This is a genomic window from Actinoplanes lobatus (assembly GCF_014205215.1).
Classification (GTDB): Bacteria; Actinomycetota; Actinomycetes; order Mycobacteriales; family Micromonosporaceae; genus Actinoplanes; species Actinoplanes lobatus.
This window is the reverse complement of sequence record NZ_JACHNC010000001.1, coordinates 6,964,199-6,990,836: the sequence shown is the minus strand read 5'-3', so window position 1 is coordinate 6,990,836 and position 26,638 is coordinate 6,964,199. Positions and strand designations below refer to the sequence as shown.

The following is a 26,638-nucleotide window of genomic DNA, read 5'->3' as shown; positions in this document are numbered from 1 at the left end:
CGGCATGCGTCCACACTCGACGATGTTGATCGGCCGGGACCGGGAGGTGAGCGTCGTAGAGAGGGCCTTGGCCGAGGCACGGGGAGGCCGCGGCGGCGCGGTCTTCGTCACCGGAGAGGCCGGCATCGGGAAGTCCCGGCTGCTGTCCACGATGACCGAGATCGCGTACGCCGCCGGCATGCGCCTGATGCGGGGCCGGGCCAGCTCGGTCGGCCCGGCCACCCCGCTGCGGCCGCTCACCGAGGCGGCCCTCTATCTGCTGAGGATGGAACGGGTCGAGCCGGCTGAACTCGGACCGTACGGGCCGATCCTCGGCCGGATGATTCCCGGCTGGGGTGAGCCGCCCGGCGGAGGCCGCGAGTCCCTGGTCGTGCTGGCCGAGGCCACCCTCCGGCTCACCGGGCTCGCCGGCCACGACCGCGGGTGCCTGCTGAGCCTGGACGACCTGCACGACGCCGACGCGGAGACGCTGGCGGTGCTCGAGTACCTCGTGGACAACGTCGACATGCAGCCGACCCTGCTGCTGGGCGGCATCCGCGAGGGCGACAGCGTCGCGTACGCGCTGGCCAGGACCGCCACCCAGCGAGGCCGGTGCACCCTGATCGAGCTGGGCCCGCTGCGCCGTCCGACGCTGCGCCGGATGGCCGGCGCCTGCCTCGACGTCGACGGGGCGCAGTTGCCCGAGAGCGCGGTGGAGCTGCTGTGGGCGGGCAGTGCGGGAAACCCGTTCATGGCCGAGGAGATGCTCAAGGTCATGGTCGACGAGGAGCTGATCGTCCCGGACGGCGGCTCGTGGCGGCTCGGCGAGCACGCGGCCGCGGTCACCCCGGAGCTCACCCGCCCGCTGGCCCGGCGCCTGGCCATCCTCGGGCCGCAGACGCTCGAGGTGCTCTCGGCGGCGGCCACCTTCGGGCCGCGCTTTCCGCTCGCGGTCGTGCAGCTCGCCACCGGGCTGTCCGACCGGGTCATGCTGAGCCTGCTCCAGGACGACCTGGCCGGTCACCTGGTGGCTCCGGACGAGTACACCGCCGACTGGTACACGTTCCGTCACCAGCTCAACCGGGACGCGATCCTGGCTCGCATGGATCGCGCGGAACAGGTTCGGCTCGCCGCCACGGTGGCCGAAGCCGTCGACACCCTCTTTCCCGACCACCCGGGCGAGTGGTGCGAGGTGGCGGCCCGGCTGCGGCTGGACGCGGGCGACCGCCCCGCCGCGGGCCGGCTGTTCACCGAGGCCGGCCGGCGGGCGCTCGCCAGTGGCGCCGCCGCCTCGGCGGTGTCCCTGCTGGACCGCGCCACGGAACTGCTGACCGACGCGTCGGACCGCGCCGACGCCCTCGAACAGCTGCTGCTGGCCCTGGCCGAGGCCGGTGAGGTGGAACGGGCGCTCGCCTCGATCAACACCCTCGATCAGGTACGCGGGCTCACCCCCCGGCGACGCGCCCGCCTGCACACCCAGGTCGCCTGGGCGGCCGCCGTGGCCGGCCGGCTCGACGAGGCGGTGCATCAGGCCTCGGTGGCGCGCGGCCTGCTCGGCCCGGTTCCGGCCCCGGAGGACATCGCGCCGATCGACGTGGTGGAGGCGCACCTCGTCCTCGACATCACCGGCGCCGACCAGTTCGATCGCGCCGAACGGCTGGCCCGCCACGCGGCCACCGTCGCCGAGGCCGTACCCCTGCCGGTCGTGGCCTGCCAGGCGTGGCAGCTGCTCGGCGCCATCGTGCGGCACCGCAACCCGGACGAGGCGACCCGCTGCCTGGAGCGGGCCAACGGCCTCGCCGCCCGGCACGGCCTGCCGATCTGGGAGATCCACGCGCTGATCCGGCTCGGCAACGACGACGCCCTGCGGCACGCGGACACGACCCGCCTCGAGGAGTCCCGCGACAAGGCCGGCCGGGTGGGCGCGGTGACCGCTCACTACCAGGCCGAGTCCAGCATCGCGCTGCACACCATCCTGCGCGGCGACTACCCGGCGGCGCGCGCCCTCATCGATCAGGCGCTGGACTCCACGGTCCGGTTGAAGCTTCTCGAGACCACCCGTTACCTGCTGCTGCTGCGGGCGGTGTGCGCCGGGCACGAGGGCGACCGCACCGCGATGACCACGGCGCTCGCCGAGTTCGAACGATGGGGCGGCAACCTCGCCCTGCACGCGCCCCGCGCGCACGGGCTCGCCGGGGCGTTCTGCGCACTGCTCGGCGAGGACCGGCGGCTCGCACACGACGAGCTGGCCCGCGCGATGTCCGGGGTGGAGGGCGGGCCCAGCATCTACTACCTCTCCGGACGGCACGGCCTGCATCTGCTGATGCGCGTGCTGGCCGGCGAAGCCGACTGGCCGGAGTACGACGCGATGGCCGTCGACCCGGCGAGCGCGCTGCGATGGGACCGGCAGTTCACCCAGTTCGCGTACGCGGTCCTGCTCGGCCGTGCCGGGCGGGGCCCGGAGGCGGCGGACGCGGTGACCGCGGCTCTGGAGGCGGCCGAGCCCTTCGAGATGAGCCGCAACCTCGGCCTGCGCCTGGTGGCCGAGGCGGCGATCGTGGACGGCTGGGGCGACCCACCCGGCTGGCTGCGCACCGCCGAGCGGTACTTCCACGACCGCGACGTCCGTCCCGTGGCCGACGCCTGCCGGGCCCTGCTGCGCAGGTCGGGCGCCCGGGTCCCGCAGCGCCGTGCCGGGGTCGACCGTGTCCCGGAGGAACTGCGGTCGGCGGGCGTCACCGGACGCGAGTTCGAGGTGCTGCAACTGCTCGTCGGGCGGATGGGCAACCGGGAGATCGCCGACCTCCTGCACGTGTCACCGCGCACCGTCGAGCGGCACGTCAGCAACCTGCTGGCCAAGACCGGCATGCCCAACCGCGCCGCGCTGCGCAAGTTCGCGGCCGACGTACAGGAATGATCCGGACGCCCGGAGGAAGGCCGCGTTCTCGGCCGGGCCGCCGATGGTGACCCGGACCCCGTCACCGGCGAAGCCGCGGACGTCCACGCCGTGCGCCGCCGCGTGCGCGACGAAGTCCCCGGTGCGTTCGCCGAGCGGGAGCCAGACGAAGTTCGCCTGGGTCGCCGGAACCGGATAGCCCTGCGCCCGCAGCTCGCCGCGGACCCGGTCCCGCTCGGCGGCGATCCGCCGGCACCGCTCGGTGACCTCGCCCTCGACGGCGAGGGCGGCGACCGCCGCGGCCTGGGCGATCCCGTTCACGCCGAACGGGACACCGACCTTGCGGACGGCCGACGCGACCGTCGCCGGGCCGGCCAGATAGCCGACCCGCAGCGCCGCGAGGCCGTACGCCTTCGAGAAGGTACGCAGCACCGCGACGTTCTCCGCACCGCGTACCGCCTCCAGCCCGTCGAGCACCCCGGGGTCGGTGACGAACTCCCGGTACGCCTCGTCGATGACGACCAGGACGTCCGGCGGCACGCGGGCGACGAAGCTCCGCAGCGCCTCGCCGGAGACCACGGTGCCCGTCGGATTGTTCGGGTTGCACACGAAGACGATCCTGGTGCGGGGCGTGATCGCGGCCAGCATGGCGCCGAGGTCGTGGGCGTGGCCGTCGTCGAGGGCGACCGGCACACCGGTGGCGTTCATCATCCGGGCGAAGACCGGGTACGCCTCGAACGAGCGCCAGGCGAACATCACCTCGTCCCCCGGCCGGCACAGCGCCTGGATCACCTGCTGGCACAGCGCCACCGAGCCGCAGCCGACCGCGAGCCGCTCGACCGGCAGCGCGTGCCTCTCGGCGAGCCTGTCGAGCAGGTCGGTCGCGGCCATGTCGGGGTACCGGTGCGACTCGGCGACGGCGGCCGCGATCGCGGCGGCGACCGGCGGCGGCAGCGCCGCCTCGGCAAGCTCATTGTTGGCGAGCTTCGCCGGCAGCGACTCGGATCGGCGTGCCGCATATCCCGGCAGCGCGACAATTTCGGCCCGCGGTGTAATCGGCATTCACACACCCTCCATTGTGGTATCCAAAATGATAAGTTCGACCTCTCGCGCTCGGATCAAGGAGGACGAATTCGTGTCTGTTCCCGTGTCCACCAAGCCGGAAGATCGCCCCGCTCTCGACCTCTTTCACGGATATGCTCTCGCCAGTGCTATCGCCGCACTCGAAATGGCCGACGAATTGTCCGCACTGGAGAAAGGCGGGATTACTCTCGCCTCCCTGGAGGGCCGCGACCCGCTGCTCGTCGCCACGCTGCGATACCTGTGCCACCGTGGCGTCCTGCGGGAGTCGGGCGAGCGCTTCACCCTGACCGATTACGGCGCCCGGGTGTACGCCGATCGCGGCTTCCTCGTCTGGCTGGTCGGCGGATACGGCGAGCCGATGCGCCGGATCGACGCGTTCCTCCAGCGCAGCATGCGGTACGGGTCCGACGTCACCCGGGACGGCCGGTGGGTCGCCGGCGGCACCGCGATGATGGCCCGCACCGACGTCGTCCCGCAGGTGATGGAAACCCTGGCGAAGATCTCCTTCGGCACCGTGCTGGACCTCGGCAGCGGCAACGCCCGCTTCCTCATGGCCGTCTGCGACCGGTTCGGCGCCCGCGGCATCGGCGTCGACGTCGACCACGCGGCCCACGCCGCCGCCGGGGAAGCCGTCGCGGCGAACCACATGCAGGACCGGATCGAGCTCGTCCGGGCCGACGTCCGCGCGCTCGACGAGATCCCCGGGATCGACAAGGTCGACCTGGTCGTCACCTTCTACCTCCTGCACGAGATCCTGGCCGGCGGCCGCGACGCCCTGCTGGGCTACCTCACCGGCCTGGCCGCCCGGCTCCCGGCCGGCGCCAAGCTGCTCGTCGGCGAGATCGAGCCCCCGATCGACGGAGAACCCGGCCAGCCCTTCACGCCGGAGTTCACGTACGTGCACGCGCTGGTGCGCCAGACCCTGCTGCCCGCCGACGGCTGGCGCGACGTCCTGACCGAGGGCGGCTTCGACGTTCGCGAGATCGTCCGATGCCGCGTCCCCGGCGGCATACTGCTCCTGTGCGAGAAGCACGAGCCGGTCAGTCGAAGTCGTTGATCAGAGCGAACAGTTCCTCGTCGCTCGCTGACGTGACGGCGGCGCCGACGGTGGCCGGTCTCCCGGCCGCCTCGGCCGCCACGTCGAGCAGCGCGTGCAGCCCGGCGGCGATCTGACCGAAGGCCTCGGGGTCCGCGGCCGCCCGCCGGATCTCGGCGGCGAGTCCGGTGAGCCGCGCGGCGACCGGTTCGCCCGCGGGCTTGCGCTCAGCGGCCACGAGGTCGCCCAGATGCCGGACGACGGCGGCCGGCGTCGGGTGGTCGAAGACGAGGCTCGCGGGAAGCCCGAGCCCGGTCCCGCGGGCGAGCGCGTTGCGCAACTCCAGCGCGGTGAGCGAGTCGAAGCCCAGATCCCGGAAGCTGCGATCGGTGTGCACGGCCGCCCGGTCGCCGTGGCCGAGCACGGTGGCGACGGTCCCGCGGACGAGGTCGGTCAGGATCCGGTCGCGTTCCGCCTCGGGCAGTCCGGCGATTCCCGCCGCGAACCCCGCCGTATCGCCGGCCGCCGCGGCGGGCCGGCTCGCCGGTCGCGCCACCAGGCCGCGCAGCAGCGGGTGGTCGCCGTGAGCGTCGACCGGGGTGAGGGCCAGGACCGCGTCCCCGGTGGCCGGCGCCGCGTCGAACAGGTCGAACGCGTCCACCGTGGACAGCGGGCGCAGGCCGATCCGGGCCAGCCGCCGCCGGTCGGTCTCGGCCAGGTCGCGGGTCAGGTCGCTGCTCTGCTCCCACAGGCCCCAGGCCAGGGACTGGGCGGGCAGCCCCCGCGCCACGCGATGCTGGGCGAGAGCGTCCAGGAAGGCGTTGGCCGCGGCGTAGCCGGCCTGTCCCGCGGTGCCGAGCAGCCCGGCGACCGAGGAGTAGAGGACGAACGCCGACAGGTCGAGGTCCTTCGTCAGCTCGTGCAGGTGCCAGGCGGCGTCGGCCTTGGCGGCCAGGACCGCGTCCAGGCGGGCCTCGCTCAGGTCCGTGACGGGCGCGTCGTCGAGCACACCGGCCGCGTGGACGACCGCGGTGAGCGGGTGTTCGCCGGGAACGGCCGCCAGCACGGCCGACAGAGCGTTCCGGTCGCTCACGTCGGCGGCGGCGAAGACCACCCCGGCGCCGGCGGCGGCCAGCTCGCCGGCGAGTTCGGCCGCTCCCGGTGCGGCGGCTCCGCTACGGGAGACCAGGACCAGCCGGCGTACGCCGTGCTCGTTCACCAGATGGCGGGCGAGCAGCGCGCCGAGGGTCCCGGTCCCGCCGGTGATCAGCACGGTGCCCCGGTCCCATCGCACCGCCTCACGGCCGCCGTCCGGGCGGGCCGGGGTCAGCCTCGGCGCCAGCAGACGACCGCGCCGCACCGCGAGCTGGGGTTCCCCGGCGGCCGCCAGCCCTGGTGGCACATCGCCGGTGTCGAGATCGGCCAGGACGATACGGCCCGGATGCTCGGTCTGCGCGGCACGGACGAGCCCCCAGACCCCGGCGGCGGCGGGGTCGATCATGTCCTCGTCGCCGGTCGCCACCGCGCCACGCGTGACGACCACCAGCGTCGCGCCGGCGGTCCGCTCGTCGGCGATCCACCGCTGCACCGCGCGCAGGGTCCGGCCGAGCAGGGCGTGGGTGGCGGCCGGAACGTCCGCCTCGCCGGGGTCGGGGACGGCGGCCAGGACCACGGTCGCCGGAACGGGAGCGCCGGCGTCGAGCACCGGGAAGGACGCCGTCGCGTCGGCGACAGCGCTTGCGGCGGGGGCGGGCACCGACGTCCAGGTGACGCGGAACAGCCCCTCCGCGGCCATGGTCAGCGCACGGCGGTCGGCCGGGCGCAGGAGCACGGATTCCACGCCGCCCACCGGCGCGCCCGTCCCGTCGGCCAGGGTGAGCGACGCCTCCCCCGTTCCCGCGAACCGAAGCCGCACCCGCAGCGCGGTGGCCCCGGTGGCGTACCGGCTCACCCCGGTCCAGGCGAACGGCAGCCGCAGCGGCTCGTCGGCGGTCGCGCCGAGAAGCAGCGGGTGCAGTGCCGCGTCCAGCAGGGCGGGATGCAGGCCGTAACGGCGGACTCCCGGCCGCTGTGAATCCGGCAACTCGACCTCGGCGAACAGCTCGCCGTCGGCGCGCCACACGCGGCGCACGCACCGGAAGGCCGTCCCGTACGCGTACCCGGCGGCGGCGAGCGTGTCGTAGAAGCCGTCCAGGGGCACCTCGGCGGCGGCCGGTGGCCACACCGCCAGCCCTTCGCCGGTGCCGGAGGGGACGGGACCCACCACGCCCTGGGCGTGCGGCGTCCAGGGGTGGTCCCCGTCGTCGGGCCGGGCGTGCAGGGTGGCCGGGCGGTGCCCGGACTCGTCCGCCTCGGCGACCGCGACCTGGATGTGGACGGCGCCCGCGGCGGGCATGACGAGCGGCCTGGTCAGGGTCAGTTCGGCGATCCGCGGCGCCCCGGCCCGCTCGCCGGCGCTCGCGATCATCTCCACCACCGCGGTCGCCGGGACGAGGACGGCGCCCGCGACGGTGTGCTCGGCGAGCCACGGGTGGGTACGCACGGACAACCGCCCGGTGAACACGAGGACGTCCCGGCCGGCGAGGCTCACGGGCGGGCCGAGCAGCGGGTGGTCCGTGCCGGAGGCGCCCTCGGGGGCCTCGATCCAGTGCCGCTCGCGCTGGAACGCATAGGTGGGTAGCGACACCTGGCGGGCGCCGGGGAAGACCGCCTCCCAGTCGGGGCCGGCGCCGCGCAGCCGCAGCAGCGCGACGGCCCGCGCGACCGCCTCCGTCTCGGACCGGTTGCGGCGCAGCGTCGCGATGAGTTCCCCGGCCGGCTCGGTCAGGCAGTCGCGGGCCAGCGACGTGAGGACCGGGTCGGGGCCGATCTCGACCAGGTCGGTGACGCCCTCGCTCTCCAGGCGGCGCACCCCGTCGGCGAAGCGCACGGCCTCCCGGATGTGGCGTACCCAGTAGTCGGGCGACGCCAGTTCCTCGGGGCGGGCGAGGTCGCCGGTCACGTTGGAGACGATCGGGATGCGCGGTGGGTGGAACGTCAGGCTCCGGGCCACGGTACGGAACTCGTCGAGCACCCCGTCCATGTGCGGCGAATGGAAGGCGTGCGAGACGGGCAGGCGCGTCGTCCGTACGCCGCCGGCCCGCCAGGCGGCCGCGATCTCGTCCGCCGCGTCCGCGTCGCCGGAGATGACCACGGCCCGGGGGCCGTTGACCGCGGCGATGCTGATCCGGTCGCCGTACGGGAGCAGGGTCTCACGTACCTCGGCCTCGGCCGCCTCGATCGCGATCATCGCGCCGTCGCCGCGGGCCGCCTGCATCAGCCGGCCGCGCTCGGCGATCAGCCGGCACGCGTCGGGTAGGTCGAGAACGCCGGCGACGCATGCCGCGACGATCTCGCCGACCGAGTGACCGAGAAGGTAGGCGGGCGTCAGTCCGTAGTGGTCGAGCAGGCGGCAGAGGGCCACCTCGACGGCGAAGAGCGCGGGCTGGGTGAACTCCGTGCGGCCGAGAAGGTCCGCCTCGGCCGATGCGGCCGGCGCGAACAGGACGTCCTTGAGCGGGCGGGGCAGGTGCGGGTCGAGGTGGCGGCACACCTCGTCGAGCGCCGCGGCGAAGGCGGGGCTGGTCGCGTACAGCTGGCTGCCCATGCCGGGGCGCTGGCTGCCCTGCCCGGTGAGCAGGAAGGCCGTCCGGCCGGGCAGGCCGCGGCGGCGGGCGGGCACCACGCCGGGGGCATCCGCACCCTCGGCGACGGCGGTGAGCCCGCGCAGCAGCGAGTCGCGGTCGGCGCCGATCGCCACGGCGCCGTGGCCGAGCAGGGCCCGCCCGGTGGCGAGTGTGTAGCCGATGTCGGTGGCGGACTGCCCGGGGTGCTCCTCGACGTGCCGTGCGAGGCGGGCGGCCTGCGCGCGTACCGCTTCGGTGGTCGCGCCGGTCACGATCCAGGGGACGACCGGGGTGCTCTTCACCCGTACCGGAGGCTCTGGCTCTTCCGCCTGTTCCAGGATCACGTGGGCGTTCGTCCCGGAAATACCGAACGACGACACCCCCACCCGGCGAGCACGATCCACCGCGGGCCACGCCCGCTCCCCCGACAACAACACCAGCCCACCACCCACCCAATCCACCCGCGACGACGGCACCTCAGCATGCAACGACCCCGGCAACACCCCCGACCGCAACGCCCCCACCATCTTGATCACCCCACCCACACCCGCCGCCGCCTGCGCATGCCCGATATTCGACTTCAACGAACCCACAAAAAACCCACCCGAACGGCCCCGCCCGTACACCCCCGCCAACGCCCCCGCCTCGATCGGATCCCCCAACACCGTCCCCGTCCCATGCGCCTCCACCGCATCCACATCCCCAGCCCCCAACCCCGCATCCACCAACGCCGCCCGCAACACCCCCTCCTGCGACGGACCATGCGGAGCCGTCAAACCATTCGACGCACCATCCTGATTGACCGCCGACCCCCGAACCACCGCCCACACCCGATGACCCCGCGCCCGCGCCACCGACAACCGCTCCACCAACAACAAACCAACCCCCTCCGACCACCCCGTCCCCCCAGCACCCTCCGCAAACGACCGGCACCGCCCATCCACCGACAACCCCCGCTGCCGCGAGAACTCCACGAAGGTGCGCGGGCTGCTCATGACGGTGACGCCGCCGGCCAGTGCGAGATCGCACTCGCCGGAACGCAGGGAACGGACGGCCAGGTGCAACGCCACCAGCGAGGACGAGCACGCGGTGTCCACGGTGATCGAGGGGCCGTGCAAGCCGTAGCGGTAGGACAGCCGGCCGGACAGGACGCTGGACAGGTTGCCGGTCAGCAGGAACCCTTCGAGCTCCTCCGGGGTCCGGGCGAGGCGGGAGGCGTAGTCGTCGTACATCGCGCCGGTGAAGACGCCGGTGTTGCTGCCGCGCAGGGAGTCGGGGTCGATGCCGGCGTTCTCGAAGGTCTCCCACGCGGTTTCGAGCAGGAGGCGCTGCTGGGGGTCGGTGGCGGTCGCCTCGCGCGGCGACAGCCCGAAGAAGTCGTGATCGAACATGTCCGCGTCGTAGAGGAAGCCGCCGTGCCGCGTGTAGGACGTGCCGAACCGATCCGGATCCGGATCGAACAGGGCGTCCAGGTCCCAGCCCCGGTTCGCCGGGAACTCGCCCACCGCGTCCACCCCGTCGGCGACCAGCCGCCACAGATCCTCCGGCGACGACACCCCACCCGGGAAACGGCACGCCATCCCCACGATCGCGATCGGATCGCCGTCGCCGGGCGCGGTGACGGCCGCGGCCCGCGGCGCCGGCTTCTCCTCGGCGACCTTGGCCAGCAGATGGGCGCTGAGCAGCTCGGGCGTGGGGTGGTCGAAGACGGCGGTGGCGGTGAGCCGGACGCCGGTGACCGTCGCGAGCCGGTTGCGCAGGTCCACGGCGGCCATCGAGTCGAAGCCGAGGTCGTTGAAGGCTCGCCGCGGGTCGACCGCGCCGGTGCCGGCGTGGCCGAGAACCGCCGCCGTCTCGGCCCGGACCAGATCGGCGACGGCGTCCGCCCGCTTGGCCACGGGCAGCGCGGCGATCCGGGCGGCCCACCCGGCCGCCCGTGGCGCGGCGGCGACGCGCGGGGCGGTCCGCACCAGCGCCCGGTAGAGGTGCGGGACGGGCATGTCGTCGCGCACCAGCCGGGACGGCTCGAACACGGCCGGCACCACGAGGGGCTCACCGGCGGCGAGGGCCTCGTCGAACAGGGCGAGGCCCTGCGCCGGGGTCAGCGGCCGTATGCCGGTCCGCTCCCACCGGGCGAGGTCCGCCTCGGTGAGGCGGGCGCCCATGCCGTGGGTGGCGTCCCACAGTCCCCAGGCCAGGGAGGTGGCGGCCAGCCCGCGGGCGGCGCGGTGGTGGGCCAGGGCGTCGAGGACCGTGTTGGCGGCCGCGTAGTTGGCCTGGCCCGGGGTGCCGACGATGCCGGTCACGGAAGAGAACAGGACGAAGGCCGCGAGGTCCATGTCCCGGGTCAGCTCGTGCAGGGCGCGGGCGGCATCCGCTTTGGGCCGCATGACCTCGGCCAGGCGTTGCTCGGTGAGCGCCGGGAGGGTCGCGTCGGCGAGGACGCCCGCGGCGTGCACCACGGCGGTCAGGGGGTGCCGGTCGGGAACGGCAGCCAGCAGGCGGGCCAGTGCGTCCCGGTCGGTGACGTCGGCGGCGGCCACGGTGACCCGTGCGCCGGCCGCGGTCAGCTCGGCGGTGAGCCCGGCCACGCCCGGTGCCGCCGGGCCGCTGCGGCTCACGAGCAGCAGGTGCCGCATGCCGTACTCGGTCACCAGGTGCCGGGCCACGAGCGCACCGAGGCCGCCGGTGCCGCCGGTGACGAGCACGGTCCTGTCCGGATCGAGGCGCACGGCGTTCGCCGGGCCGGGCCGGCGGCGAACGAGTCGTGGCGCGTGGATCTCGCCCGCGCGTACGGCGATCTGCGGTTCCCCCGTGGCCACGGCGGCGGGCAACGCGGTCGCGGCGTCGCCGGTGTCGAGGTCGGCCAGGAGTACCCGGCCGGGGTGCTCGGATTGGACCGAGCGGACCAGGCCCCAGACGCCGGCGGTGTCGAGGTCGACGTCGTCGGACGGGCGTACCGCCACGGCGTTGCGTGTCACCAGGAGCAGCCGGCCGGGATCTTCCCGCGCCAGCCACTCCTGCACGAGACGCAGGACGTGGGCCGGGGTGGCCCCCGCGACGTCGACGGTGACGACGCCGGTCATGTCCGCGGCCGGTGCGGGTACGACCGTCCAGTCCACGGTGTAGAGGTCGCCGGCCGTGATCCGCCTCTTCGGCAGCGGGCGCAGGGCCAGGGACCGCACCGACGCCACGAGGGTGCCGTCCGTTTCGGTCAGCTGCACGGCCACGGTGCCATCGGCGTCCGGCGTGATGCGGACCCGGAGCCGGGTGGCGGTGCTCGCGTGCAGGGTGACGTCGCGCCAGCTGAACGGCAGAAGGATCTGCCCGGCCTGCGGTGCCGCGCCCAGGACCAGGGCGTGCAGTGCCGTGTCCAGCAGGGCCGGATGGACCGGGTACCGTTCGGTGCTCGCGGGCAGCCGGATCTCGGCGAACGTGGCCGGGCCGCGCCGCCACACCGCTTCGAGGCCTCGCAGGGCCGGCCCGTAGTCGTAGCCGAGCTCGGCCAGCCGCGCGTACGCCCCCTCGACGGGCTCCGGCTCCGCGTCCTCGGGCGGCCATGCGCCCGGTGCCGCTTCGGCGGGTGCCTCGTCGGCGGGGGCCAGGACTCCGGCGGCGTGACGGGTCCATTCCCGGTCCGTACGCGCGTGGATGGTGAAGGCGCGGTGCCCGGCGGTGTCCGGGGCGGCGACCTCCACCTGCAGCCGCACGGCTTTGCCGGCGAGTTCGAGCGGCTGTTCCAGCGTCAGCTCGCCCACCCGGGGGGTGCCGATCCGGTCGCCCGCCGCGGCGGCCAGTTCGAGCAGCACAGTGGCCGGTACGAGGGTGGTCCCGGCGATCGTGTGGTCCGACATCCACGCGTGGGTGGCCGGCGTGATGCGCCCGGTGAACACGACGCCGGCGTCTCCGGCGCGTTCCAGCGCGGCGGCCAGCACCGGGTGGTCGGTGGGCTCGAGTCCCAGGGCGCGGGTGCCGGTGCGGGGGGCGGGTGCCGACCAGAAGTGTTCCCGCTGGAAGGCGTAGGTGGGAAGCGGGGCCGGGGTCGCGCCGGGGAGGAACGAGGCGGCGCTCAGCGGTGCGCCGTTCGCGTGGGCGCGGGCGACACCGGCGGCGAAGGTCTCGGCCTCGTCGTGGCCCGCGCGCATCAGGGAGACCGTCGTGACCGTGCCCTCCACGGTGCTGGCGGCCAGCGGGGCCAGCACGGCGTCGGGGCCGACCTCGATGAGGACGGTGGCGCCCAGGCCGGCGAGCCGGGCGGTGGCGTCGGCGAACCGGACGGTCTCGCGGATCTGCCGGGTCCAGTAGCCGGGCGAGGTCAGTTGCGCGGCGGTGGCTGTCTCGCCGGTGACGGTGGAGACGATCGGGATACGCGGCGGCTGGAGCTCGATGCCGGCGACGACGGTGTGGAAGTCGTCGAGGACGGCGTCCATGTGCGGGGAGTGGAAGGCGTGGGTCACGGCCAGACGGCGTACGCGGCGGCCGGCTTCGCTCCAGCGGGCGGCGAGGCGGTCGACGTCGTCGTCTCCCGACACCACGACGGAGCGGGGTGCGTTGATCGCGGCGATGCAGACCCGCTCCTCGCCGGCCAGGGAGCGCAGGATCTCGTCGGGCCCGGCCTCGATCGCGGCCATGGCGCCACCGGGGGCGGAACCCATCAGCCGGCCCCGGGCCGCGACCAACCGGGCGGCGCCGGCCAGCGGGAGCACGCCGGCCGCGTGGGCCGCGCTGATCTCGCCGATCGAGTGACCGGCGAGCAGTCCGGGAACCGTGCCGTGGTGTTCCAGGAGCCGGAACAGGGCCGTCTCCAGGGCGAACAGGGCGGGCTGGGTGTACGAGGTGAGGTGCAGCAGCCGTGCCCGCGGGCTGCCCTCGGCGGCCCACATGACATCGCGCAGCGGCTCGTCGAGGAGGCCGTCGAAGGCGGCGCAGGCCTCGTCGAGGAAGGCGGCGAAGACGGGGTGCACGGCGGCCAGGCGGCGGCCCATGCCAGCGTGCTGGGCGCCCTGCCCGGTGAAGAGGAAGGCGGTACGCCCGGCCCCGGCCGCCGAGCCGACGTGCAGGTTCGGTGCCGTCGCACCGGCCGCGAGGGCGTCGAGTCCGGTGCTCTTGGCCGCACCGAGGATCACGGCGCGATGCTCGAAGGTCGCCCGGGTGGTGGCGAGGGCGAGACCGATGTCCTCCTCCTGCGCCGGGGACGTGTCGAGGTGGTCGCGCAGCCGTGCGGCCTGGGCGCGCAGGGCGGCTTCACTGCGTGCGCTCAGTACCCATGGGAGGACGGCCGGGGTGTCGTTCACCCGTACCGGAGGCTCTGGTTCTTCCGCCTGTTCCAGGATCACGTGGGCGTTGGTCCCACTGATGCCGAACGACGACACCCCCACCCGGCGAGCACGATCCACCGCGGGCCACGCCCGCTCCCCCGACAACAACACCAGCCCGCCACCCACCCAATCCACCCGCGACGACGGCACCTCAGCATGCAACGACCCCGGCAACACCCCCGACCGCAACGCCCCCACCATCTTGATCACCCCACCCACACCCGCCGCCGCCTGCGCATGCCCGATATTCGACTTCAACGAACCCACAAAAAACCCACCCGAACGGCCCCGCCCGTACACCCCCGCCAACGCCCCCGCCTCGATCGGATCCCCCAACACCGTCCCCGTCCCATGCGCCTCCACCGCATCCACATCCCCAGCCCCCAACCCCGCATCCACCAGAGCCGCCCGCAACACCCCCTCCTGCGACGGACCATGCGGAGCCGTCAAACCATTCGACGCACCATCCTGATTGACCGCCGACCCCCGAACCACCGCCCACACCCGATGACCCCGCGCCCGCGCCACCGACAACCGCTCCACCAACAACAAACCAACCCCCTCCGACCACCCCGTCCCCCCAGCACCCTCCGCAAACGACCGGCACCGCCCATCCACCGACAACCCCCGCTGCCGCGAGAACTCCACGAACATGCCGGGTGTGGACATCACCGTGGCTCCCCCGGCCAGCGCGAGGTCACACTCGCCGGAACGCAGGGAACGGACGGCCAGATGCAACGCCACCAGCGAGGACGAGCACGCGGTGTCCACGGTGATCGCCGGCCCGGTCAGGCCCAGCTGGTAGGCGATGCGCCCGGAGGCGACGCTGGGGGTGGTGCCGGTCAGCACGTGTCCCCGGGTGGTCTCGGGTGCGTCGGCCATCCTCGGGCCGTACTCCAGGGCGGTGGCGCCGACGAAGACGCCCGTACCGCTGCCCCGCAACGACGCCGGGTCGATGCCGGCCCGTTCGACGGCCTCCCAGGCGGTCTCCAGGAGCAGCCGCTGCTGCGGATCCATCGCCTCGGCCTCGCGGGGCGAGATGCCGAAGAACGCCGCGTCGAACTCGCCGGCGTCGTGCAGGAATCCGCCGTGCCGCGTGTGCGAGGCGGCGAAGACCTCGTCGAGGTCCCAGCCCCGGTTGGCCGGGAACTCGCCCACCGCGTCCACCCCGTCGGCGACCAGCCGCCACAGATCCTCCGGCGACGACACCCCACCCGGGAAACGGCACGCCATCCCCACGATCGCGATCGGCTCGCCCGGGTCGGCCACGGCCCCGGCGACCGGTTGCGGCTCGGTGGGAGTGGCGCCGCTCAGCCCGGCGGCGATGAAAGCGGTCAGCGCGGCCGGTGTGGGGTGGTCGAACAGCAGGCCGCTCGGCAGCGGCAGACCGGTGGCGTCGGCGAGGGCCGTACGCAACTCGGTGGCCATCAGCGAGTTGACGCCGAGGTCGAGGAACGGGGTGTGCGGCGGCACCCGTTCGCCGGGCGCGCTGCCGAGCACGGCGGCGAGGTGCACGGCCACCAGCTCCTCCGCGCCGAGAGCCGCGCCGGCGGGCACGGCCGCGTCGGCGGAACCGTCGAACCAGTGATGGCGCCGTTGGAAGGCGTAGGTGGGCAGTTCCACGCGGGCGGAGCCGGATTCGCCGAGCACCGCGTCCCAGTCGACCGCGTGCCCCCGGACGTGGGCGCGCGCCACCGCTTCGAGAGCCGTGCCCGGGTCGGGGCGGCCGGCCCTGAGCACCGCGGCGGTCCCGACGGCGGCGGCGTCGCGCACGCCGGCCGCGGCGTGCGCCGCGAGGACGCCGTCGGGCCCCAGCTCCAGAAAAGTGGTCACGCCCTCGGCTTCGAGGGTGCGGACCGCGTCGAGGAAGCGCACCGGCTGGCGGACCTGCCGGACCCAGTAGTCCGGCGACGTGAGCTCGCCGGCCGGCACCAGCGCTCCGGTGACGGTGGACACGAGGGGGATGGTCGGCGGCGCGAGATCGAGGCTCGCCACGGCCACCCGGAAGTCGTCGAGCATCGGGTCCATGTGCGGCGAGTGGAAGGCGTGGCTCACGTCGAGCCGCCTCACCCGGCGGCCGCGTGCCGTGAGGTCGGTGGCGACGCGCTGGACGGCCGCCTCGTCGCCGGAGACGACCACGGCGTCGGGGCCGTTGACGGCCGCGACCGAAAGCCGGCCCCGCTCGGCGCGAAGCAGGTCGCGTACCTCGTCCTCGGTCGCCCGTACGGCCAGCATGGCCCCACCCGCCGGCAGGGCCGACATCAGCCGCGCCCGGTCCGCGACCAGGCGTGCCGCGGCGGGCAACGAAAGCACCCCGGCGACGTGTGCGGCGCTGATCTCCCCGACCGAATGCCCGGTCAGGTAATCCGGGCGCAGACCCCACGATTCGAGCAGCCGGAAGAGCGCCACCTCCACCGCGAACAGGGCCGGCTGGGTGTACACGGTGCGGTCGAGGTCCGGCCCGCCCTCGGCGATGACGGTCGCGATCGGCCGGTCCAGCAGCGGATCGAGGGCGGCGGCGACCTCGTCGAAGGCGCTGGCGTAGCGCGGGAAGGCAGCGTAAAGCCCCATGCCCATGCCCGTACGCTGCGAGCCCTGCCCGGTGAAGAGAAAGCCCAGGCGGCCCGGTGCCGCCGTTCCCGCCACGACGCCGGCCGCGGGCCTGCCGGCCGCCACCGCGCCCAGTCCGCTCAGCAGGCCGTCACGGTCGCCGGCGGTGACGACCGCGCGGTGGTCGAACACGGCCCGGTGGGTGACCAGTGTGTGGGCGACGGCGCGGGCCGTGTGCTCCGGGTGGGCGGTGGCGAACTCCATCAGCCGTGCCGCCTGCGCTCGTAACGCCGCCTCACTGTGCCCGGAGATCGGCCACGACACCGGCCATGCCGCGACGGCGCCGTCGCGAGATCCGGGCGCCGCCGCGGGGGGCTCGGCCACCACCACGTGGCAGTTGGTGCCGCCCATGCCGAAGGAGCTGACGCCGGACACCAGCCGGCGGTCCGGCCGCGGCCAGCCGGTCAGCCGGGTCTGGACCTCCAGTCCCAGCTCGGAGAGAGGGACGGCCGGGCCGGGGGCGGTGAAGTGCAGACTGGCCGGGAGCTGACGGTTGCGGATGCTCAGCAGCACCTTGATCAGTCCGGCGATGCCCGCGGCGCTCTCCAGGTGCCCGACGTTGGTCTTGACCGAGCCGACCCGCAGGCGGGGCCCGCCGCCGCGCCCGGACCCCAGCACGGCACCCAGCGCCGCGGCCTCGACCGGGTCACCGGCGGGTGTGCCGGTGCCGTGCAGTTCGACGTACTGCACGTCGTCGGCGGTGACACCGGATCGCTCGTACGCCTCCCGGATCGCGTCCTCCTGCGCGGCCCGGCTGGGCGTGGTGAGCCCGTCGGTGGCGCCGTCGTTGTTGACCGCGCTGCCGAGGATCACGCCGTGGATCCGGTCGCCGGCGGCCAGCGCGTCGCTCAGCCGCTTGAGGACGACGACGCCGCCGCCCTCGCCGGGCACGAAGCCGTTGGCCCGGGCATCGAACGCGTACGTCGTGCCGTCCGGCGACAGCGCGCCGAAACGCTGCTCGGCCAGCACGTTGCCGGGCAGCAGGTTGAGGTTCACCCCCGCGGCGATGCCGAGGGTGGACTCGCCGCTGTGCAGGCCGGCGCAGGCCAGGTGGACCGCGGTCAGCGAGGAGGACTGTGCGGTGTCGACGACCAGGCTCGGGCCGCGCAGCCCCAGGTGGTAGGAGACCCGGTTGGCGATGATCCCGCGGTTGACGCCGGTCATGGTGTGCTGGGTGACCGATGCGCCGCCCCGCTGGTGCACCAGGGCCGCGTAGTCGTCACGCAGCGCGCCGACCACGACGGCCGTACGACTGCCGTGCAGTGCGGCCGGCACGATGCCGGCGTCCTCCAGGGCCTCCCAGACCAGCTCCAGCACGAGCCGCTGCTGAGGATCCATGGCCGCGGCCTCGCGGGGCGAGATGCGGAAGAACGCCGCGTCGAAGTCGCCGACCGCGTCGAGGAAGCCACCGCGCCGCGGCCCGGCCACCCCGTCCCAGCGCCCGGCCGGGGCCTCGCCGACCGCGCTCCTCCCCGCGGCCAGGAGCCGCCAGTACGCAACAGGGTCAGGCGCCTGCGGGAATCGGCAGGCAAGGCCGACGACGGCGATGGGCACGGTGCTCCTCCTAGACTCGGCAACCGGCTCGGCTACCAGTCGACGCGCAGCCGGACCAGGCCGCGAATGGACAGCCCCGACTTCCAGACCACGGCGTCGGGCCCGGTGGCGAGGCGTAGCTGGGGGAAACGGCGCAGCAGGCGGTCCAGGACGATCCGCAGCTGCAGGCGGGCCAGCGGGGCGCCGAGGCAGCGGTGCACCCCGTGCCCGAAGGTCAGGTGGACGGCGTCGCGGCCGTACGTGTTCAGATGCTCCGGCCGCGGCCAGATCTCCTCGTCCCGGTTGCCGTGCAGCAGCGAGACGACCACGGCTTCGCCGGCCTGGACGGTGACCGTGCCGAGCTGGACCGGAGCCACGGCCACCCGGGGAAAGCTGAGCGGCGTGGCCGGCGTGAGGCGCAGCAGTTCCTCCACGGCTGGTTCCACGAGCACGGGATCGCCGCGCAGTTCCGCGAGGGCGGCCGGGTCCGACAGCAGCGCGAGCACCGAGAGGCCGATCTGGCCGACCGTGGTCTCGTACCCGGCCATCAGCAGGGTGAGGCCGAGTGTCAGCAGCTCCCCCAACGACAGATGGCCCCGGTCGTGCGCTTCGATCAGGGCGGTCAGCAGGTCGTCGTCGGTGCGCCGCCGCTTCTGCTCGATCAGGTCACCCATGTAGTCGACGAGCTCGATGCGGCGGCGGGACTTCTCCTGCGGCGTGCTGGCCGAGATGTCGAACAGCACCTCGACCCGGTCGCGGAAGACGTCGCTGTCCTCCGGCGGAATGCCGACCACCGCGCAGAGGACGGCCAGCGGCAGGGGTGTGGCGAGGCCCGTGATGAGGTCGGCGCCCGGTCCGGCCGCGGCGAGCCCGTCGAGGTACTCGTCGGTGAGGCGTTCGACGCGGGGCGCCATCGCGGCCACCCGGCGGGTGCTGAAGGCACCGCTCACCACCCGCCGCAGCCGGGCGTGCCCGGCGCCGTCCATGCTCATCATGGCGTCGGCGGCGGGCTGGGCGTCGTTGAAGCGGGGCGCCTGCGGCCTGGTCGCCTCGGCCCGGCTGAACCGCTGGTCGGTGAGCACGAGACGGCCCAGGGCGTGGTCGCGGACGAGCCACATCTTGTCGCCCATCGGCGTGACGATCGGGACGACGCCGGTGCCGTCGGTCGCCAGAAACGCGGGGAGGGGTCCCAGGCCGGTCGCTTTCTCAGGCATCGGCGAATCTCCTCCACGAGCGGGTGTACGGGGCGAGGGCGCCGCGCATCAGCGTCAGCAGCTCGTCTTGCGACCCGCGCAGGAAGAAGTGGCCACCGGGCAGGACGTGCTGGTCGAACCGGCCGGTGGTCTCCTCGCCCCACGGCGTCAGGCCGGCGGGTGGCAGATCCTCGTCGTCGCTGCCGGTGAAGGCCACCACCGGGCAGGCGAGCGGTTGCCGGGCCCGGTACCCGTACGTCTCGATCACCTCGAAGTCGGCGCGGATCGCCGGCAGGAAGTAGCGCAGAAGCTCCGGCTCGTCGAGGATCTCCTGGGGCAGACCGCCCAGTTCGGCGAGCCGGGCGACCACCCGTTCCTCGGATGCGGCGTGCAGTGGCGGCATCAGCCGCGGGAGCCGCGGCGCCGGGCCGGCCGAGACGAACAGGACGCACGGCTCGCCGGCGCCGCGGCGGCGCAGCTCGTGCGCCAGCTCGAACGCGACCAGCGATCCCATGCTGTGGCCGAAGAGCGCGTACGGCACGTCGAGCTCGTCCACGATCGCGGACGCGAGTGCGCCGACGAGCGCGTCCAGGCGCGTGTACGGGCTTTCGCGCATGCGGGTCTGGCGGCCGGGCAGCTCGACGGCGCAGACCTCGACGTCCGCACCGAAGGCGGGGCGCCACGGCTCGTAGACCTGCGCCCCGCCGCCCACGTACGGCAGGCAGAACAGGCGGAGGGCCGGAGATCGCCGGGGCGACGGGCCGGTGATCCAGCCGCCGGCCCGCCCCGTCCTCGGTCGCGGTGCGATGGGGTCCACGTACGGTCCTCCTGGTCTATCGGCTGGTCTCCGGATCCAAGGCGTCGTCGGCCACCGACTTCACGATCTCGGGCTGGGGCACCCGTCCCAGCAGCAGCGATGCCGCACACAGGACAGCCGTGCCGGCCGTCACGAGATACATCACCTGGTAGCCGAGCACGCCGATGAGGGCGGCGCCGGCGGCGATCGACAGCGCCTGAGCGCCGCCGCTGACCGCGGTGACCGCCGCGTTGACACGGCCCTGCATGCGTCCGGGGGTGTAGAGGTGAAGGGCGGTGCCGAGGGAGATCATCACGAACGGGATGCCGAGCCCGACGCAGAAGACGCCGAGCAGGAACAGGGGGATGTTCCCGGCCAGGCAGAGCAGCAGACCGCCGGTGATCATCGTGTACCCCGCGCAGGTCGTTCGAACCTCGCCCCACCGCTTCACGAACGAGCCGGAGATGAGCCCGCCGACGACGGAGCCGCCACCCTGGAACGAGGTGATCACGCCGAAGAACGCGGCCGGCCGGCCCAGTCCGTGGATCGCGGCGAACACGGCGGTCTCCAGCAGCCCGACCACCAGCATGAACGCCACGGTCGTGAGCGACAGGCGCAGCAGCAACGGCACGCCGCGAATGAAACGGAAACCGGCGACGACGGACGTGCGAAGCCGCTCGCCGACCGGCTCGGGCTCGGACTCCACGACACGGACGGACATCAGCAGGAGCGCGGCGATCAGGAAGGTCGCGCTGCCGAACACGGCCAGCGCGGCCCCGCCGAACGCGACGTACACCGCGGCGCCGGCCACCGGGGAGACGATCCGGACGCCCTCGCCGACGGCCATGAGCAAGGAGCGCGCCGATGCCGCGTCGTCCGACGGCAGGGCATCCTTCAGCAGCGCGGGCGGGGCCGGGCTGGCGGAGAGCACGCCGTACGCGAGGGTGACCAGATAGATGAGCCACACCTGGTCGTCACTGCGCACTGCCAGCAGCGTGAGGAACAGCGCCGCCATCGCGAGATCCATGCCGATCATCAGCCGTCGCCGGCTGACCCGGTCGACGATGTGGCCGAGCACCGGCGCGAACAGGCCGGGCAGGGTGATGGTGAGGAACACGATGCCGGCCGCGGCGTTCGAGCCCGTCAGGTCCTTGACCCAGATCGCGAGCGAGAGATAGACGGCGGTCTCGCCGAAGCTCGTCACCGCGCTGGAGGCGAACAGCGTTCTGAAGCTCCGGTTGGTGCGCAGCAGCGTCCACATGGGGATCCTCCTCAGTGCTCGCCCATGGCGAGGCGCAGGCTCTTGGGCCGCATGTCGGTCCAGACCCCCTCGATGTGCTCCAGGCACTCCTCGCGGCTGCCCCGTACGCCGACGGTCTGCCACCCGGCCGGGACCGCGCGGCCCGCGGCCCAGATGGAGTACTGCTCCTCGTCGTTGACGACGACGTCGTACTCGTCCTCGCTCATGGCTGATTCCTTTCCGTGGTCGGTTGGAGGTGGTGCACGGCGGCGACCAGCGCGCGCATGGTGGGGTCGGCCAGGAAGTCGGCCAGATCGACGGTGACGCCGAGTTCTTCGTCGAGGCGGGCGAGCAGCCTCAGCGCCTTGATGGAATGGCCGCCCAGCGCGACGAAGCTGTCGTCCGGGCGGACCCGCGCCAGGCCGAGGGATTCGCGCCACAGTGCGGCGACGGCCTCGGTCACGGAGTCGTCCGCGGGGTCTTCGCCGGGCGCCTCGGCGGCGGTGCCCGCGGCGTCCAGGGAGGCGAGCAGCGCGGCGCGATCCACCTTGCCGTTCGCGTTGAGGGGCAGCCGGTCGGCGACGGCCACGACCGGGATCATGTAGGCGGGCAGCCGCGTCCGCAGGTCCTCGGTGAGCCCGGCGGCCTCGCGGGCGCCGGTGACCCAGGCCAGCAGCTCGGCGCTGTCGGAGGTGGCGCGGGCGGCGACCACCGCGTCGTCGACGCCCGGCAGGGAGCGCAGCACGTGCTCGATCTCGCCGAGTTCGACCCGGTAGCCGCGAACCTTGACCTGGTCGTCCGTCCGGCCCCGGAAGAAGAAGGTTCCGTCCGGCAGCATGCGCACCCGGTCTCCGGTGCGGTAGAGGCGTCCGGGGCCGAACGGGTTCGGGACGAAGGACGCCGCGGTGAGGACGGGGTTGCCGTGGTAGCCGCGGGCCAGGCCGTCGCCGCCGACGTACAGCTCGCCCTCGGCACCGGGCGGGACCGGTTCGCCGTCGGGTCCGAGCGCGTACGCCGTCGACCCGGAGACCGGCCGGCCGATCGGCAGCGGGCCCGGGTCGAGACCGGCCGCCGTCACCTGCTGCAGCGTGCTGACCGTCGTGTTCTCGGTCGGGCCGTAGACGTTGACGACCGAGGCGGGCGGCCGGTGTGCCAGCAGCCGTGCGAGCCGCTGCTCGTCGGCCTTCTCCCCGCCGAAGATCAGCAGGCGGAGCTCGCCGAGAGCGTCCGGCGCGAAGTCGATGACGGTGTTGAGCAGCGCGGTCGGCAGCCCCAGCACGCTGATCCGGTGCTCGTCAAGGAACGCGCGCAGCCGGGCCGGCGACGAGACGTCCTCCCGGTTGCCGATCGCCAGCACGGCTCCGGCGCCGAGCGCACCCCAGATCTCCAGGACGGCGGCGTCGAACGCGGGATTGCACAGGTGCGCGACGCGGTCGTCGCGCCGGTATTCCAGGCCGGCGGCGTCGGGGACGAGGCGGCTGATCGCGCGGTGGGGAACGACGACAGTCTTGGGGTGCCCGGTGGTGCCGGAGGTGGACATCAGGTAGGCGGCGTCGTCCCCGGTGACGCGCACCGGGACGGCCGGGTCGGCGGCCCGGTCCGGGTCGTCGAGCAACCGGTCCAGCCGCAGCACACGCAGACCCACGGGCAGCGGCGGCGACGCCTCGGTGACCAGCGCCGCGTCGGCCACCCCGTCGAGGGCGGCCCGGAGCCGCTCCGCGGGCTGGCCCTGGTCGACCGGCAGATAGGCGCACCCGGCGTAGAAGATGCCGAGGTAGGAGCAGATGGCGTCGGCTCCGCGCGCCATCGGTACGGCGACGACGTCACCGCGGCGCAGTCCGGCCGCCCGCAGTCCGGTGGCGATGGCGACGGCTCGCTCGTCGAGCTGCGCGTAGGTGAGTTCGACGCCGTGGTCGCGGATGGCGGGTGCGTCCGGCCGTTGCCCGGCCCGCAGTCGGATGAGCTCCGGGAGGGGGCGCCGGTCGGCGTGGATCGGGCGTTCGGGCAGTCGCAACGGTGCGTCCGGGTTCGCGAACGCCGCGCCGGCCGCCGCGATCATCCCGGCGTGCAGTTGCTCGGCGCGCTCGGTGGTGAACAGCCCGCTGAGGTATTCGAGCTCGGTGATCGTGCGGTCCGCCTGCCGGGTGACCGCCCAGAGCAGTTCGTACTTCGCGGTCCCGGTGGGCAGCAGATCGCGTACGGCCTGATGCCCGTCGAACCGGAGGGCGCCTGCCGCCACGTCGAGATAGCTGAGGCCGGCCTGGACGAGCGGCGCGCGGGTGGAATCGCCGCCGGGGCCCAGATCGTCGACGATCGTCTGGAAGGGCACACCGCGGTGGGCCAGTGCCGCGGTGGTCGCGGAGCGCACCTGGCGGGCCAGATCCCGGGCGGTGGTCCCGTCCGGGACGGCCAGCCGCAACGGCACCGGGTCGACGAACATCCCGATCTCGCCGCGCTGCTCGGCCGTCCGCGAGGAGGCGGCGATCCCGATCACCACATCGCGTTCGCCGGTCTGCGCGACGAGGCCCGCCACGTAGGCGACGATCCAGGTCATGAACGGGCTCACCCGTTCCCGGGCGGCGAATCGCGCCATGTCGGCCACCAGGTCCCCGGGGCAGACGAGGCGGTGGACGTCGCCGGTGTTGTCCAGCGCGGCCGGCCGGGACAGGTCGTGCGGCAGGGCGATGGTGCGGGGGCAGCCGGCCAGGACACGCCGCCAGTAGGCCCGGGACTCCTCGTTGACCGCCCGCGCGCCTTCGGGGATCGCGGCGCTCCCCGGCGCTGGCCCGGCTCCGCCGTTGGTGTAGAGCTCGCTGAGGGCGTCCTCCAGGATCGCCAGCGAACCGCCGTCGCACACCAGGTGGTGCACGGTGAGCAGCAGGAGGTCGCCGTCGTCGCCCCGCTCGACGGCGACCGCCCGCAGCAGCGGCGGGCGGGCCAGGTCGAAGGGCAGGCGGGCGTGCTCGTCGATCAGCTCCCGCAGCGTGTCGGCCGGCAGGCCGCGGCCGTCCAGCCACCGGCACGAGACGGTCGCCCGGGCCGCGGTGACCACCCGGCCGGGGGCTTCGAAGCCGCGCCGCAGGGCCGGGTGCCCGGCGACGAGGGCATCGAGGGCGGTCCGCAGGCGCGGGATGTCGATGCGGCCGGGGAACCGGTACAGCGCGGCGATGTGGTAGACCGGCGTGCCGGGGCGCAGCCGTTCCACGAACCAGAGCAGCTCCTCGGCCGGTGTGAGCGGGCGTTCCTCGTGCTCGGGCCGCGGGTCGGTCAGAAAGGACAGAAGGCGCCCGAACTGCGGGTACTGGTAGAGGATGTCGATCTCGAGGTCGGTTCCGGTGACGGCGCGCAGGCTGAGTGCGGCCTCGACGGCCAGCGCGGAGTCGCCGCCCTCGGCGAAGAAGTCGTCCTCGGGGCCGGCGTGGTCGGCGCCGAGCACGGCGCACCAGATCCCGGTGACCGCCTCGCGCAGGTGGTCGGCCGCGACGTCGTGGTGCTCAGTCATCGTCGCCTCCGTCCCCGGCCGCGGCGGGCTCGCGCCGAACCAGCCAGTCACCGATGGCGAGGGCGTCCAGAGCGGAGCGGGCGTAGGTGGCGACGGCTTCCCGCGGCGTCCGCACGATCGGTTGGCCCCGAAGGTTGAAGGAGGTGTTGAGGACCACCGGGGTGCCGTGGTCGTCGCCGAACCGGCGGATCAGGGCGTGGAACCGGGGTGCGAGCTCCCGGTCGACGACCTGGACCCGCGCGGAGCCGTCGACGTGGGTGCTCGACGGCAACTCGTCGCGGTACTTGTCGCGTACCCGGGCGACGACGAGCATGTGCCGGTAGAGGGCCTCCTCGCCGGGCTCGATCTCGAAGTACTCGCCCGCCTCCTCGGCGACCACCGCCGGCGCGAACGGCCGGAACTCCTCGCGCTGCTTGACCACCGCGTTCAGGTGGGCGCGCATGTCCGGCGCGGTGGGATCGGCCAGGATGCTGCGGTTGCCCAGGGCACGCGGCCCGAACTCCATGCGCCCCTGGAACCAGGCGACCACCGCGCCGGAGGCGATGAGGCCGGACGTCTCCGCCAGCAGCGCCTCGCCGGGAAGATGGTCCACCCGATGCCCGGGCCCGAGCGTGGCCAGGGCCGCCTCGATCTCGGTCCCGCTGAACTCCTCGCCCCAGAAGGGCATTCCCATGGCTTTCGGTACGGCGGGAACGTGACTGCGTAACACGTGCAGGGCCGCGCCGAGGGCGGTTCCGTCGTCGCCCGAGGCGGGCTGGACGAAGACCCGGTCGAACCGGCCGCTGCGCGCGATGAGGCCGTTGGCGGTGCAGTTGAGGGCGACGCCGCCGGCCATGCAGAGATCGCGGTACGTCTCCCCGGTGGCCGCGGTGAGCCCTTCGTCCAGGACGAGGAGCAGGCTCTGCTCCAGCGACCGTTGCAGGACGGCGGCGACGTCCATGTGCCGCTGCGTGATCGGGGCGTCGGGATGGCGGGCCGGGCCGAACAGCTCTTCGAGGCGGCGGATCGCGCCGCGGTGGGTCTCCCGCTCCTCCGGCGTCTTGTCACAGGCCAGCAGCGGCACGCTCAGACCGCCGCCCGGGCGGAGGGTGACCAGCCCGGCGTCCGGGAAGGAACCCAGGTCGCCGTACGGGGCGAGCCCCATCACCTTGTACTCGTCCATGCCCGGCAGGAAGCCGAGATACTGGGTGACGACGCTGTAGAGGATGCCGAGCGAGCTCGCGATGGGATAGGTGCGCAACGTGTCCAGCCGACCGTCGTGCCCGCTGAACAGGGTGGTCGACTCCGATTCGCCCATCCCGTCGGCGACCAGCACCAGCGCGTCGCGGAAGCCGCTCAGGTGGTACGTGCTCGCGGCGTGCGCCAAATGGTGGGGGACGCGGACGAGTTTGCGTTCCCAGTCCTGGTCCGGGTAATGCGACCGCAGCACGTCGAGCTGGACCTCTTCGCTGTACGCCTCCCGGTACCACCGCCGCACGTAGCCGTCGATCTCGAAGGCCGGGGAGTGCTGATAGCGGAAGCCGTGGGCGACGAGGTCGACGTCGTCCAGGGTGGCGCCGGCCATCCGCAGGCAGGCGGCGACGGCGTCGGCCGGGAAGGTGCCCGTCCCCTTGACGCCGTCGTGCCGTTCCTGCGCCGAGGCGGCGATCACGCCGTTCTCGTCGACCAGGGCGGCGGCCGAGTCGAGGCCCTGCACCAGGCGCTGCTCGCGCCGGTCGAGGTCGGGCATCATCCGCTTCTTGAGCGCGGCAGCCCGGTCGAGACCGCTGATTCCGAGGATCAGCACG

At 73.9% G+C, this 26,638-nt stretch carries 10 protein-coding genes; 2 read left to right on the top strand and 8 right to left on the bottom strand.

Annotation, left to right across the window (positions count from 1 at the left end; genetic code table 11):
* Positions 1–4 precede the first annotated feature (4 nt).
* A complete protein-coding gene (locus tag BJ964_RS31840; RefSeq protein ID WP_188124128.1) occupies positions 5–2,896 on the top strand; it encodes a helix-turn-helix transcriptional regulator in 2,892 nt (963 codons plus the stop codon).
* Here BJ964_RS31840 and BJ964_RS31835 read toward each other — a convergent pair.
* Positions 2,795–3,937 (bottom strand): histidinol-phosphate transaminase, encoded by a 1,143-nt coding sequence (locus BJ964_RS31835; protein ID WP_188124127.1) that lies wholly within the window; start codon positions 3,935–3,937, stop codon positions 2,795–2,797. The two genes, BJ964_RS31840 and BJ964_RS31835, sit on opposite strands and share 102 nt — an antisense overlap.
* 166 nt (positions 3,938–4,103) lie before the next feature.
* Here BJ964_RS31835 and BJ964_RS31830 point away from each other — a divergent pair, with 166 nt between their 5' ends.
* Positions 4,104–5,015 (top strand): methyltransferase domain-containing protein, encoded by a 912-nt coding sequence (locus tag BJ964_RS31830; protein WP_188124126.1) that lies wholly within the window; start codon positions 4,104–4,106, stop codon positions 5,013–5,015.
* Here BJ964_RS31830 and BJ964_RS31825 read toward each other — a convergent pair.
* From BJ964_RS31825 to BJ964_RS31795, 7 genes are read right to left on the bottom strand one after another with little or no spacing between them, the layout of a single operon-like run.
* Positions 4,999–18,141: an SDR family NAD(P)-dependent oxidoreductase gene (locus BJ964_RS31825; RefSeq protein WP_188124125.1), complete on the bottom strand. Its 13,143-nt coding sequence runs from the start codon at positions 18,139–18,141 to the stop codon at positions 4,999–5,001. The genes BJ964_RS31830 and BJ964_RS31825 overlap by 17 nt on opposite strands.
* A 32-nt stretch (positions 18,142–18,173) precedes the next feature.
* Positions 18,174–19,334 carry a cytochrome P450 gene (locus BJ964_RS31820; RefSeq protein ID WP_188124124.1) on the bottom strand — a complete coding sequence of 387 codons (1,161 nt, stop codon included), beginning with the start codon at positions 19,332–19,334 and terminating at the stop codon, positions 18,174–18,176.
* Positions 19,327–20,130 (bottom strand): thioesterase II family protein, encoded by an 804-nt coding sequence (locus tag BJ964_RS31815; RefSeq protein ID WP_203832977.1) that lies wholly within the window; start codon positions 20,128–20,130, stop codon positions 19,327–19,329. Before BJ964_RS31815 ends, BJ964_RS31820 begins: the two co-directional genes overlap by 8 nt.
* 16 nt (positions 20,131–20,146) lie before the next feature.
* Positions 20,147–21,370, bottom strand: coding sequence for an MFS transporter (locus tag BJ964_RS31810; protein ID WP_188124123.1), 1,224 nt, complete (start codon positions 21,368–21,370; stop codon positions 20,147–20,149).
* 11 nt (positions 21,371–21,381) lie between these two features.
* Positions 21,382–21,576: an MbtH family protein gene (locus BJ964_RS31805; protein ID WP_188124122.1), complete on the bottom strand. Its 195-nt coding sequence runs from the start codon at positions 21,574–21,576 to the stop codon at positions 21,382–21,384.
* The gene (locus BJ964_RS31800) at positions 21,573–24,851 is read right to left on the bottom strand and encodes a non-ribosomal peptide synthetase (protein WP_188124121.1); all 3,279 of its coding nucleotides are present in this window, start codon (positions 24,849–24,851) and stop codon (positions 21,573–21,575) included. The genes BJ964_RS31805 and BJ964_RS31800 overlap by 4 nt, the downstream gene beginning before the upstream one ends.
* Complete coding sequence (locus BJ964_RS31795) at positions 24,844–26,637, bottom strand: carbamoyltransferase family protein (protein ID WP_188124120.1); 1,794 nt, start codon at positions 26,635–26,637, stop codon at positions 24,844–24,846. Before BJ964_RS31795 ends, BJ964_RS31800 begins: the two co-directional genes overlap by 8 nt.
* Between the last annotated feature and the right edge of the window lies 1 nt (position 26,638).

Excerpts from the sequence above, each read along its gene's own strand:
- BJ964_RS31840 (WP_188124128.1), top strand. The coding sequence starts at position 5 with ATGCGTCCACACTCGACGATGTTGATCGGCCGGGACCGGGAGGTGAGC.
- BJ964_RS31835 (WP_188124127.1), bottom strand. The coding sequence starts at position 3,937 with ATGCCGATTACACCGCGGGCCGAAATTGTCGCGCTGCCGGGATATGCG.
- BJ964_RS31830 (WP_188124126.1), top strand. The coding sequence starts at position 4,104 with ATGGCCGACGAATTGTCCGCACTGGAGAAAGGCGGGATTACTCTCGCC.
- BJ964_RS31820 (WP_188124124.1), bottom strand. The coding sequence starts at position 19,334 with ATGCCTGAGAAAGCGACCGGCCTGGGACCCCTCCCCGCGTTTCTGGCG.
- BJ964_RS31810 (WP_188124123.1), bottom strand. The coding sequence starts at position 21,370 with ATGTGGACGCTGCTGCGCACCAACCGGAGCTTCAGAACGCTGTTCGCC.
- BJ964_RS31805 (WP_188124122.1), bottom strand. The coding sequence starts at position 21,576 with ATGAGCGAGGACGAGTACGACGTCGTCGTCAACGACGAGGAGCAGTAC.
- BJ964_RS31800 (WP_188124121.1), bottom strand. The coding sequence starts at position 24,851 with ATGACTGAGCACCACGACGTCGCGGCCGACCACCTGCGCGAGGCGGTC.